This window comes from Microbulbifer variabilis, from assembly GCF_020524905.1.
In the GTDB taxonomy this organism is placed as follows: domain Bacteria; phylum Pseudomonadota; class Gammaproteobacteria; order Pseudomonadales; family Cellvibrionaceae; genus Microbulbifer; species Microbulbifer variabilis_A.
The window spans coordinates 339,158-352,197 of sequence record NZ_JAIVKI010000002.1 but is presented as its reverse complement, the minus strand read 5'-3'; the positions used below and the strand labels follow the sequence as shown (position 1 = coordinate 352,197).

Annotated in this window: 7 protein-coding genes; 2 read left to right on the top strand and 5 right to left on the bottom strand. The window is 48.0% G+C overall.

The features are described 5' to 3' along the window. Window positions 1–19: 19 nt before the first annotated feature. The gene (locus tag LC073_RS04530) at window positions 20–160 is read left to right on the top strand and encodes a hypothetical protein (RefSeq protein WP_226643980.1); all 141 of its coding nucleotides are present in this window, start codon (window positions 20–22) and stop codon (window positions 158–160) included. Window positions 161–234: 74 nt separating this feature from the next. On the opposite strand, the gene LC073_RS04525 is transcribed toward LC073_RS04530, so the two are convergent. Next, the gene (locus LC073_RS04525) at window positions 235–711 is read right to left on the bottom strand and encodes an immunity 26/phosphotriesterase HocA family protein (RefSeq protein WP_226643978.1); all 477 of its coding nucleotides are present in this window, start codon (window positions 709–711) and stop codon (window positions 235–237) included. Window positions 712–890: 179 nt separating this feature from the next. Here LC073_RS04525 and LC073_RS04520 point away from each other — a divergent pair, with 179 nt between their 5' ends. Then, window positions 891–1,235 carry a helix-turn-helix domain-containing protein gene (locus LC073_RS04520; RefSeq protein WP_226643975.1) on the top strand — a complete coding sequence of 115 codons (345 nt, stop codon included), beginning with the start codon at window positions 891–893 and terminating at the stop codon, window positions 1,233–1,235. Between the two features lie 150 nt (window positions 1,236–1,385). Here the strand turns inward: LC073_RS04520 and LC073_RS04515 are convergent, their stop codons facing one another. The 4 genes from LC073_RS04515 to LC073_RS04495 all read right to left on the bottom strand — a co-directional run bounded on the left by LC073_RS04515 (window position 1,386) and on the right by LC073_RS04495 (window position 11,968). Next, window positions 1,386–1,796: a hypothetical protein gene (locus tag LC073_RS04515; RefSeq protein ID WP_226643972.1), complete on the bottom strand. Its 411-nt coding sequence runs from the start codon at window positions 1,794–1,796 to the stop codon at window positions 1,386–1,388. A 793-nt stretch (window positions 1,797–2,589) separates the two neighbouring features. Next, entirely contained in the window at window positions 2,590–3,060 is a 471-nt protein-coding gene (locus tag LC073_RS04505) for an Imm26 family immunity protein (protein WP_226643960.1), read from the bottom strand. Between the two features lies 1 nt (window position 3,061). After that, window positions 3,062–3,463, bottom strand: coding sequence for a hypothetical protein (locus tag LC073_RS04500; RefSeq protein WP_226643959.1), 402 nt, complete (start codon window positions 3,461–3,463; stop codon window positions 3,062–3,064). Continuing rightward, the gene (locus LC073_RS04495) at window positions 3,464–11,968 is read right to left on the bottom strand and encodes an RHS repeat-associated core domain-containing protein (protein WP_226643957.1); all 8,505 of its coding nucleotides are present in this window, start codon (window positions 11,966–11,968) and stop codon (window positions 3,464–3,466) included. It lies immediately after the preceding gene. Window positions 11,969–13,040 lie beyond the last annotated feature (1,072 nt).

The following is a 13,040-nucleotide window of genomic DNA, read 5'->3' as shown; positions in this document are numbered from 1 at the left end:
GCTACTCGGTGTAAAACCGGTGAAGAAGATTAAGCAGCCGGATTCCAGATTGCTGCGACGGATGCAGCAGATTGAGAAGCTGGACGCCGCCACCAAGCGACAGGTGATTCAGGTGATTGATACGTTTATCGAGAATGCCAAGCTGAAGAAGCAGGCTTGATGATCCATAACGACAAAGCCCCGGCAGATAGCTCTGCCGGGGCTTTCCTAGATAACTCTGATTAATTTCTCACTTTAGAAATTAATTCCCAGTTGTTTTTTTATCGCAGCTACAGCACTACTAGGCTTGCCTTCATAGTATTCTTCCAGCCTGTCCTTAATATGCGGCCCAAACCAGATACCAAATAACTCGAGTCCTTTCACCTCATCTTCAGAAGCAGGTAGAGACTCCCCATTTGAATAGATAAAATACTCCTCCGAACCCACCGGCTTATGCAAGAAACTAGAGTGCTTCAGATAATCCTCTGGTAATTCTACCTTTCCCAAAGCAATCCACTTTTCGTATTTCGGCTCGCCTTTTCCGACGAAAACACGGAAAGCGATAGGAAGATTTAACAAATTATCAGGAATAACCGCTTCTTTTGAAAGGTAGTCAAAGAAAGCAAATTCATTTCCTACACATACAACACAAAAAGAATATCCATTCTCAAGAGGAATTGCGTACACAGTGCCGCTTTCAAACTGAGACTTAACCTTTTTCCTACGGGACATATCTAAAAATACCTCTCCAATCTTAGCCGCTCTGGTGAATTATCAGCCATATCCCCAAACACGGCCCTTGCTGTGTTCATGTAATAAGGACGATTTGGATTAAAGTCTGCGACACCATTAATTAAATTTCTCGCTGTGCCACCGACACTCCTAGCACCGCCATAAAAATCGATTAGTTGTTGTTCACGACCTCTTTCCAAGCACTGGGGCAGCGTATCGCCACCCTGCGTAAACACCAGAACCTGACACAGGCACAGCTGGCGGAGTATCTGGAGATTTCCCAGCAGCATATGGCATCGTTCGAGAAGGGTATCCGCAAGCTGCCCGCTTCCATGCTGCCCAGGCTGGCGCAGCTGTTCGGGGTCAGTGTGGATGAGTTGGTGGGACTGATAGACACGGCGGCCAAGCGCGGGCCGGTGCCCAAGCTACAACGGCAGATCGAACAGGTAGCCCTGCTGCCCAAGGCCAAACAGAAGTTTGTTAGCGAGATGTTGGAGACGGTTATTCAGCAGGCTGCTCACTAAACCTACAACTCCCAGATACAACAAAGCCCCGGCAGACCAATCTATCGGGGCCTAAAACGCTCTAAGGTGAACGCTCAAATATTAGCTCCAACCCATCAGAGTTATTAAAATCATACAAAAAGAAAGTAGAAGAGCATTCCTTCCCGTTCTTTAATCAAACACTTCAATTGATAAATAATCAAACGTAGGATCACCATCAACATTCCAAATAGCTTCGACTTGAATATTTTTTATTTTAAATTCAGCACACATTTCAACACCATCATTCCACGTCGTTACAGGGTCTCCAAAAGCCGCCTTTAAATTAGTCAAGGTCGTATTTTGATTAAATTTAAATGCCTGCTCTTTTATCCAAACCTCTGACTCACAGGCTTTAAACCCCTCGTAACCATCCCTGTAGCAAATAAAGATAGAGCTTATTTTTCCATCAACAACATTAATTGCATATCCATCTTCAAATACCTGATGATGCTGCCCACCAAAAGAAGCCGGTGCATGACTTCCCACCTTGTACTCCAACAAGAAACTTCCTTCTTCGACCTTTAAAATCGCATTTTTCATCGTAATCTTTCATCCTCTATTATCTTGATTTCCCTAGGCTGTACTGGTTGGTTCTTTTCTGCCGCTGCCCTAGCGGCGGACTTAGGAGATCCTGTAGGGTTACTAGGTTTCGAAGGAACGATGACTTTATCTACACCTGCGTCTGCAATTTGAGGAGCACAACTAGAACAGGGCTTTTGATCTACCGCGATAGTATGAGGTTTCGGTTTTCCATTAAGGTCTTTGATAACTTGTGGCTCTGCGTGCACACCACCAGAAGAGTTGTTCCGACGCGAACCCGCCGCTATTTCCGCTACAACCCCAATGCAATCAAGGACTTAAAGAGCACTCGCGCCAAGGCGAACCCCAGATTATCAGGTCACAACCCCCAAGGCACTTTTTCGCTTAACTTTGCCGCACCGCCGACGATACCGACCGCTTCAAGCAGCTCGATAATGCCAAGCTGAAGAAGCAGGCTTGATAAATCATAACGGCAAAGCCCCGGCAGATCTCTCTGCCGGGGCTTTTTTTGGGGTTTATATGCCCTGATTTTTTAGGCTAAGCATTCTCAACCAGCTACACCTTTTGGGTTAGCGGCTCTCATTCTAGGAATGAGGTGTAGCCCTGCTGCCCAAGGCCAAACAGAAGTTTGTTAGCGAGATGTTGGAGACGGTTATTCAGCAGGCTGCTCACTAAACCTGCAACTCCCAGATACAACAAAGCCCCGGCAGATCTCACTGCCAGGGCTTTGGTAACTTCGCTATTCTTAAATATGTAATATCCCAACACGCCACCTTCACTCACTTTGGGCGGATTACTTTTCTTCGAGGTAAATTTCTTTCGGCTTTTTTTCTGGATACAGCATCATTCCATCAAAGTAATCGTCCCTGTAATAACAGTTCCATGGTATTAAGCCAAAGTAGGCACTTAAAAATTTCCTGATAATGGCTGAGCCTTCAATTTCAGCACCGATGTAACCATTTTCCTTTAACTCACCCAGATCAAAGTAGTCATTTGGATTCACCGGATCAATCTTACCGACGATGGGCCAGACACCGCTTTCCAGCAAGTCAGGCGTTGTAAACTGGACCGCAATCAACCGCTCGGCAACCGCCTCTGCCACATCGAAATCCCTGCCAACCCGCAGGTCATAAAAACCACAGATCACGCTGTTAAGCGCCTCTTTAGTGATTTCTATCACCTGCCCGACACCGTAGGTTTCTTTGTCCTCCAGAGGGATTAAAAATACATCTCCTGAGTCGAACTTTACCGTTTTTTTTGCCAATTCAGCTGAGATCCAAAACCAAATCAAATTTATTTAAAAAATCTTTTATTTGCTCCAATAGAATAGAGTCCACATCAGACATCTCAACAGTATAAAACTTAATACCAAACCTATATGCTAGACATTCGCAGAACGATTCGCCATTAATCGATACAGAAAAAGAAAGTGCAGGCAAATTAAAATCACACTCTTCAATAATTTCCATAAGAAATTTTTTACTGAAAGAAGAAGATTCATTTAAAAGCTCTTCCTTTGCCCATTGGGCTCTCTTCGAGTAACGATCAACTTGGCTTATAGTTACATATGAAAAATGTATTTTTGCTTGCTCCACTACAGCCGCAGGGTTTATCTCTATCCCCTGGGCTCCAGAAAATTTTCCACTCCAGACATTTAGCTGCATCATTTACCTTAGCCTTTCATCCTCAAATACACCTGGACCGACTTTATCAAAGTCTTCTTGTTTTACTCTATGCTCTTGATCGTTATCAAATCTCTCCCCGAGCCTTGGATTTGAGCGAGAAGTTAATTCTGGCAAATTACTTCTCTCAGCCTTTAGAACAACCGGCTCCAGATCTGTCCTCCCTTGCTCCATATTACGCATCGCTGTTTTCCCTTCTGCAAACTCAATTGCATCCTGCTTATTAGTCGTTACAGAAAATCCTGCTTCATCATTAAGTGAATCTGCACTCCGATTTCGATCTACTCGCAATCCTTCCTCTTTGATACTTTTCGCGGATTCACTATCAGTGCCATGCCAGACAGTGTTTTTTGTTCTAGAAGATTGAGAGCCAATATCAGAAGCTTGCTGACTACTACCTTTGTCAGAAACAGAACCATTGCCGTTGTCGTTTGAGGACTGGGATCTTCTACTACCCTTCCGGCCTTTTCTGCCACTTTCGAGAAATTTTTCTAACCCTTTTTCTGCCGCATATTTCGCTGCAACCGTAACGCCAACCCCAGCAGCAACATCCCGGATAAAAGTCTTTCCACTCTCAGCAATGGCCTCAGCACTCCTAGCTCCCTCTTCAACGGCACCGCCATTACAGTTTCGACAGGCAATCTCGGCAGCAATTACCAGCTCAGCATCCTCTGCGGGAATGATGCCAAGAGCCTTTGCAAAACCAATACCGGCACCATAAGCACGATCTTCAGGGAAGTACCCACTCGGATCAGCCCCCGCCAGAGGGTTATTAAGAATGTAACTGTAAGGATTAAGTGCCTGGGAATCACCGGGCTGAACAATAATCGGGTCCACAGAGAGGAAGCGCCCAAGATTGTAGTCATAGGCCCGCCCGTTCATATGGATCAACTCCACATCGTCCAGATGCTCGTGATCGGTAAAGCCGCGGGTGCTGTAGGCGCTTTCCAGGATCGCGGTGTCTTTATCGAGGATATTGCCCTGGCGTGGTTTGCCGAAGGGGTCGAAGCTGTGGCTCTCCTTGAGGTTGCCGGCTTCGTCGCCTACGGCGGCAGTGGAGCCGAGACGGTCGCGGTGGTTGAAGCCGATTTTGTGCGTGATATCACTGCCGTTATCAGTGCTGGTGAGCACGGCGATATCGCCGATAAAGTGGCGGTATTGGGTTTCACCCCCTCCTGTAATCTTTTCGAACAGCTTGTCGATATACAGGGTGGTCTTACCGCTGGTTTGGTTAACCTGCTTGTAGCGCATTTGATCAGCGCCATAGTAGAAATACAGGTTGGCGCCGTTGCGCTTGATGCGGGTGGGTTTGTTATAGGCGTTGTACCAGATCTGCTGCGCGCCGTTTTCATGGGTGCGGTTGCCGTTCTGGTCGTAGCCATAACTCTTGGTGCCACCGCCGATCAGGCTAACGCTCTTCACCGCACTGGGGCCGCCACTACTGCCACCGGTGTAGCTATAGCTGCTGGCAAAGTCGTCTTTCTTCAGCAGGTTACCGATAGCATCGTAGTCATAATCGATAGTGGGGCCATCGGTACGGGTGCTGTAATCCAGGCGATTGAGGACATCGTAATAGTGGTTCTCTACATTGAGTGCCGGAGTTTTTGAGGGCAGATGTACTACCTGCTCCGACAAGTTGCCGAAGCTGTCGTAGCTGTAGGCAATACCCTGGTGGTTCTGCACCAGGCTGTCGAAGGTGGTGCCGGCCATCTGCCCGGTTTCTGAATAGAAGCTGCGGCTGATGGTGTAATTGCCGGCGGCAACATTGGCAAAATCCCACTCGCCCCAGGCATCCATCTGGGTGATTTCCCGGTAGGTGTAGCCACTGGCGGCATTACTGGTGCGGAACTGGTAGCCGGCACTGTTGTAGCCGTATTGCAGGGTGAGCCCGGAGGGGTAACTGAGCCCTTTGGGGCGGCCGTAATTACTGTCGTAGTGATTGACCGTAACAAAGTCTTCGCCGTCGATGGTGGTGGTGACTTGGTAGGGGCGGCTCAGGGCGTCGTAGCTGTAGCTGCGTGCATAGCTGGTATCGCTGCGGCTCTCCCTTGAGGGCAGGCCCTTGCCGTTGGCGGCGCTGTCGTATTTCCAGCTGGTTTCCTCTGTGCCGTTGACACTGCGACTTTCCATGCGGCCGAGGCGGTCGTAGGTAAAGCTGGTGACATCCAGGTTGCCGTCAATCTCCGTTTCCACTTCGCCAAAGCCGGTATAGGTAAACGATTTGGACCCCATATTGGGATCGTCTACCCATTCTTTCTGGCCGAGAGCGTTGTACTTGGCGGTAATGCGATTGCTACTGGCGTCCTGTAAGACAATGGGATTGCCAGCACCGTCGTAGGCATAGCGAGTGGTGCCGCTTAGGGCATCGACGGTTTCGGTCAGCTGCTGCAGGCCGTTATAGGTGCGGCTCATAGTGCGGCCGTTCACCAGGATATCGGTGGTAAATCCACTGGCCTGTTCGTGGGTGTAGGTCACATCCAGTTGCTGGCCGTTGGTCTGGTTCACCGTCTTGTGCAGGGCGCGGCCGAAGGTGTCGTAATCCAGGTAGCGGGTGCCAGAACTGGTGCCGCTGCTGGCGTAGTGCGGTACCGATTCGTAGGTGGTCTGGCCCAAGGCGTTATAGGTTACGGTTCGTGCGATCCAGTCGCTGCCGTCGAAGGCCTGCACTTCGGTGCGGATCACGCGGCCGAGCTGATCGTGGTAGGTAACCTGTTCCGGTGTGCCGGCCTGCTGCTGAATGGTTTTAAACACTGCACCAGGCGCGCGGCTACAGCCGGAGCTACACCATTGCAGAGCGGTATGCCCATCCGGTGCAGCCTTAAGGCCAAGCGCGGAAGGCGCAGTAACCTTAATGACACGACCAAAGGCATCATAACTGTAGCGAGTGGTGAGGCCATTGGCATCGGTGACCGAGTCCGGTTGGCCGAACTTGGCGTTGGTCTCGGTAGTAACCGTATGGCCCAGAGCATTTTTAACCGTTTTGGGGAAGTAACCATCGGCGCTAAACGCGGTAGTTTCTACTACCCGCGTCTTTGCCTCCCCTTCTGCGGAAGTAGTGATCTTGGTGGGCAGGCCGTGGCTGTTGTAAACCGTATCCACCTGGGTCCACTTGCCATTAGACGGCGTAGTTTTTACCTGCTTGGGTTTGCGAACATTGCTATCCCACTGCAGGAAATCCACCACTACGGATTGCTGTGTATCCGTATCCGCAGCAATAGCTACCCCTTTGCGGCTTTGGATGGATTTTTTGGTCACCGTCTGCTTTGAGGGTTTATTGATCCACCAGTTAGTTTGATCCGCAGCGGCATACTGGGTGTTGGTAGTGGAAACCACAATATGAGAGCTGTTGGCTTCCTCATAACGGTTTTCCGCCAGCAGCACATTGCCCCAGGCATCAAAACTAGTGGTCTGGCTCTGGGTGTACAAATGGGTGCGGCTGTTACCCGACCTTTTTAGGGTGCGGTGAATCGAACTCTGTTCTTTAGGGCCGACAAAATAGGGGTCATTGGCGGAAACGCTCCACGAATCCGTAAGGGCATCCACCACTACTGGGGATGAGTGCCCGCCCTTGGGCCAGAACTGCCAATGAAAACTGGATTCCTCTAAGGCATTCACACCACTAGTATCGGAAGAGCGATCCCCCAGCTCCCATTTACGCTGTTTATGGAGCTTACCGGCAAGCGGGAATATTTGGTGGAAGTCGGACTGGGTCTCGATATCTGCTGCCAGGTCTTCTTCAATAATGGTGTGGAAGCCCTGGAAACCGCGACCTTTGTTGTTAAATACGGCCCCCTTGTAGCGGTACTGCTTTTTATTCAGACTGCCTACGCCATTGGACTGACGATGCTCAGCCACCACGTACATGCTGGAAGTAAACTCGAAGTGGTCATCCTGTACGGACGAGGGCAGGCTATCCAGGTAACCACCGCGCTCATAAAAGGGCTTTGCGCTGGAATAGTAACGATCATCGCGGGAAGACAAGGGGCGGTAATGCCATTCATCGCGGACACCGAAGCCATTTTCTACAGCGACCAGCATGTCGGTGGGTTCGTATAGCTCGTTAGCCTGTGCTGATCCTCGGTTCCTTTGAATATATACCCCTTCTGAGTGCCCTTGGGCATTGGGAACTGAGCAACTATCAGGATAGTTTACACAACCGTAGGAATAGACGAAGTCCTGTAACCCATTGCCGAATGCATCAATGACCGCAGAGTTATAAGCCGTGCCTACGATATTTGGATCAAATTGTTCTACTTTGAAACTGCCATCTGCCTGCTCAACAAATTGCAGACCTTCAAAAGCGTAGAGACTGTTATCTACTTTGGAGACATCAAAGTTTTCATAAATGGGATTGCCTGGAGTTGAGGAGTTAAACTTTCCATAGAGTGCATCACCACAAAACTCCGTTAAACTGCCTCCGTCATAAGCCTTGTAGCAGCTCTCTACCAACCTCCTGGATGGGTAGATAAATCCAATTTTGCCGTTTGATCCCCTATCAAATTTCTTAAAGGCATTAACATACTTCAACCCATATAAAACCTCATAACTTCTATCACCATCAAGTTTCTGGTTATAGAAATAACGCCTAGTAGGGAGAGAATTTCCTATAGAAGCAAACTCCCAATCGGTAAATGTTCCACCCTTATTCAGACGATAGTAAAGGCCGGACTCATCACCTCTCCAATTCACCCAGTCTTGAAGTCCATCTCCATTGATATCTAACAAATAATAGAAATATAAAGCGGTTGATTCATAAACTGGAACACCGACTAAAGAAGAAACAAAACTGACACCATTTGATGTGCGAGTAGTAAAGAGGTATTTAGAGGGGGTTAATTGTGGCGAGCCAACATCACCAACACCACCCAAGTGCATGGTTGTGTTATAGACCAAGATATCTGGAAGCCCGTTACCGGTGATATCCCCAACAAACTCCACAGAGTTTCGATGGCTCCATTTATTTTTATCATATAAAAATGTAGTTACAAATTGGCCATTATCTTTATAGGGTGACTGGGCATTACCCGTATGAAGGTATAAGTACAATTCATTATTGCTTAGAGAGTCGCCCCTGCGAATTTGTAAGTCTACCCAGCCATCCCCGTTGTAATCCCTTGCATCAAGAATATGATCCAAGCCTGGCAAAGCTATCGGCGTTGAAACCCAGGAGAAACTACCATCTCCGTTGCTAATACCGATCTGTAATTTTCCGGAAGCTACTCTCCAGGTATCGCTTTTACCATCACTATTTGCATCCAGTTCTACACAGCGAAGACTTCCGGGGTATGGTGTACAGCCTTCTGTATTGGCATTAAATGTGCCGGTCAACTGTCCTTCGGCGCTGATAAAATATCCAGGCCAATCCCGAACACCATCCCCATTAAAGTCTCCCCTCGGAGCCAGTCGATCAATACTCTTCGCCTCCGGGAATAGCGCACTAATCGTTCTGCCACTATTTGAGTGGTTGGCTCCACTATAAGCGGCAGCCCCCAAAATTTCTGCTTGCTTACTCTCATCCGCATCTGCCCACTCAAGAGCGGTAGGGGCAAAACAAATACCATTCCCAGAACAGAGAGTTATGGTTTTTAGCAAACTACTCTTTGTAGCGTCACTCAACTGGTAATCAAAGCGGTATTCACGCACCTTATCACCCTGAGAGTAAACAGTTATCTCACTAAGGCGCTTCGATAAGCGTGTTAGTCCTCCAGCCAAATAACCAGATTCAATATCTGGTCTTACGCCATTGCCATACTCAAAACTGACACGGCGATCACCATTCTGCTGAGCGGTACCAGTGTAATAGATATCGGAGAGGTGATATTCCCCACGCCCGAAATTCTTATATACATAGTTAATGGAATTGCTATTTGGAGCGGCGCGGTCCTCCTCGAAAGAGATACCCCACGATTTAATGGTGTTTACGCCCTGAGCAATATGGCGAGAATCCGCATTGTCTCCATATCGGCGAATTCGACCATTCTTTAACTCAACCTTAAACCAAGTGCTCCCACCATTGATACCGCCGTATTGCGTAACCCTAGCTTGTGTATCTTGCTCTGTTTGATAGACAGCCCCTGAAGCCCCATAGCTGCCAGAGATCACGACCAGTCTCTGGCCATCTAAGCAAAGCCGGTCTGTGTCTGTGTAAAGGACCGGTATCGCTTGGCCATCCTGAGCGAAAGTTTGTGGGCAGCGTGTTATTTGTGATCCGGCAGCGAGTGACCATCCTTTGCCAAGTACACCATTCCCCGCACGGCTGGAATAATTTAAGGAGACCTCTGGCTGTATGCCAGCACGACCTGGGGGCAACTCGATAGGCAGCTGATAAGAAGCAGCCCCACCAGATGAGCTGCCAGTACCCTTGATAACACCCAGTGTTTCTTGATGTGTACTTAACTGTGGCGCGGAATATCCTGTGTCTAGCAAAGCCAAGCTGCCAATCGGCTTGGCCCAACCAGGTGCAGAGGGGTCTGGATCAGGAACCGTATAAGTGGTGGTTGTAAAGCTAGAGCACTTGCGATCACCAGGCGTATGGTTACATGCGCGAACATCAAAAGTATAAGGCCCGTAGCTACCAATAGGCTGGGTAGCTGTTAACGAAGTATTTACCGAACGCCAGCCTTCCCCATTCAAACGAAATTCATATTCATCATCAAAACCACCTGCAACCTTATCCCAAGTCAACTTTATTTCCTGATTGACTCGTGTAGCGATAAGGTTCGTCGGAACGGCTGGTGCCGGATGCTCGATGGTCAGCTTTTGCGATCTAACAGAATTACTGCAACCACTGCTGTTACATGCTTTGACTTCATACTCGTAGCTCCCATCTGGCTGTGGATCTGGCTTATAGGTCCGAGTGGTCCCTCTATCCAACCAATCACCCCAGAAACCATTTTTATTTTCCCTTAGGTAATAGTGGCCAACTGTGCCACTGGCAGGGGACCAATTGACGCTGTACTTCCCCTCATCAAAATCACCACTAAAGGAAATACTGAAACTTGCCTGCGGGCTGTGCAATACCGACACAGTGGCACTATTACTCCAGTTATCACTACACCCGGCACTATTGCAATTTTTACTGCGGACTTCCCAGTTGCCATCAGTCAGACCGCTTACCTGGAAGTTGCCATCTGTTGTCACGTATTCGCTAAAGTTAGTGTTTGCAGGCCATGCGCTGCTATTAATTCGCTTCTGCCAACGCGCCTTTTGAATGGGGCCTGAACTTTCAGAAATAAATGCGGCAGAACCATTTTTGGAGTGGGTGTTACCGACCACCGATAGGCTAGGCTTGCTCGGCACAAGAACAACGTTTGCGGACACATTTGTCGAGCCGATCGGGTTCGGTTCGGTGCACCTATCAGAAAAACTCCCCTGAAGACATTCGTAACAATTGTAATAATAGTTGTGTCTACCACTGCTAGGCACGGTATCCACAAAGGTGGTCCCATCGTTCACTGCATCCTGATGAATCAGTTTATTATTGCGTTTAAGCTCACAAGATATAGCCCCTTTCCAACCGGTATTAAACAACAGGGTTACTGTGCCCTGCCCAGTTACAGACTGCACCTTTAGCGACGGCTGACTCACCCGCACGGTTTTCTTAGCCGTATAGGCGCTACAGGCATTAACCCCCTGGTAGGTACTACAAGCCCGCACACGGTACGAATATGAGCCATTTAATGGCTTACTAAAATTCTTCGAGGTTCCCGACAGCGTCCAGCCACCACTTCTGGTGCCTGTTTCCTCTAGAAAATACTGTTGTGCGCCGGATACGCTATTCCAGCTGACGGTATAGGAACCGCTGGTTGTTGTAGTCGGTACAGAGAGCCCACCCGGCACGGCCGGAGCACGGGATACAGTTACATTGCTCGAATAGCGGTAACTGCCGGTCTGGCCATTTTCCACCGCGGCAACTCGATAACGGTAAATGCCATTGCCTCGCCCCGTGACAGTTTTGTCAAACTGTGTGCCCGCATATACCTGTGACCAAGTACCATTATTTTTTTGCTCCTCTACCACATAACTGTCCGCGCCAGAAACAGAGGTCCAGGAAACGGCTATGCTGCCATTAGTGGAAGTGCTTGGGACAGTTATAGCCCCCGGTGTACGAACAACTGTGAGAGTTTTTTCGGCAGTAAAATAACTACAAGCGGTGTAACAGGCCCTAACACGATAACGATAGATGCCTGTTGTTTGAGCAGAGACAGATTTACTCCGAGCGGGACCATCATAAATAGTGCTCCACCCTCCGCTGTCTTTACGCTCCTGTAGTTGATATTTACTTGGTGACCCTGAAGCGGCGCCCCAACTTATGGTGTAACTACCTGATGTATTTTGTGCCGGAATAGAAATATCCCCAGGCTGTGGGATAGACACTGTAACAGAGAAGCTTCCTCTTGTTCCCCATGGAATTCCAGGCACAGGCTCTGTACATCCAAAACGCCCCTGCTGCAGGCAGCCAGCTTCTTTCATCGTCCAGTGCTCAACCATATAAGTTCCTGGTGAACTTACAGTAATAGTTTTGCTACCACTCGAAGTGCCAATGCTATATGTTGTTACGAAGGTACCATTTCGAGTTATCCGTAATTCAGCCCTGTCGTGAAAGTTTGGTGCAGAACTATATTTGGCTGTAAATATTCCTGTGGAGTTAGTGCTGGGACCGGATACCGAAGCCAGAACCTGAAAGGAAATCAAGATCCCAAAAATAAAACAAAAAAATCTGGGCACGAAAACTCCCCAACCAAATAAATGATACAAAATTTCACCTTCTGCTCATGACGCCGAGAGCAGGGCGCACAAGTATAGTTATGCATTAGCACTTAGCCAACCACATTGAAAAATAAGACTTTTTAACACAAAAGACAGGTTAGAATAAATTGACACAAAACCAAATCCAAACAAGATTTACTCAACACTTTCTGGATCAATTTATTCAGATGAGTAATTTTCTTGCAGCATAATCAATGCCCTAAAGGCATTCATTTTTTAGAGTCAAACCACATCAAGTAGGGCTTAAATTGCCCAACCTGGGTCCTCTAAAAATTCGACAGCAATATGTCAGGAAATCATTTCAAATCCACATGCCCGAAAAAATAACGTCGAAAGACTTTCATTTTCTTTAGTCCCATCTTTTTTATTTTTATTCTTTAACTCACTTTCCAGTAGTTGAAAAGAATTCGGTCTATCTCTTGCAATCACAGCACAACAAAAGCAGGGGGGCATACCGACAACCAAATGTTGAGAACGAGAACAGATTTAGGCAAATCACCTATCTTTCTCTCAATTTACCAACTATGTGTCTCATTCAGTTTCTGCAATTTTTCTTGAAGAAATACAATCTTCTCTGACGGATCAAGATTATCGACGTCTGTTATACCCCCTGCCTTGATCAGAAGCTTCCTAAGTCAATGGTTGATTCAGGGCCGAGAGGAAACTGTTCCCGAATATCACTGACGATGGCTTGCTAGCCGAATATGAAAAAAGCCAGCACTCTAGCTAAGAAATAAGTGGACTAGACGATTATGTGTCAGCGCAGGCTGTCGATGGACCTTGCCTCTGCTAA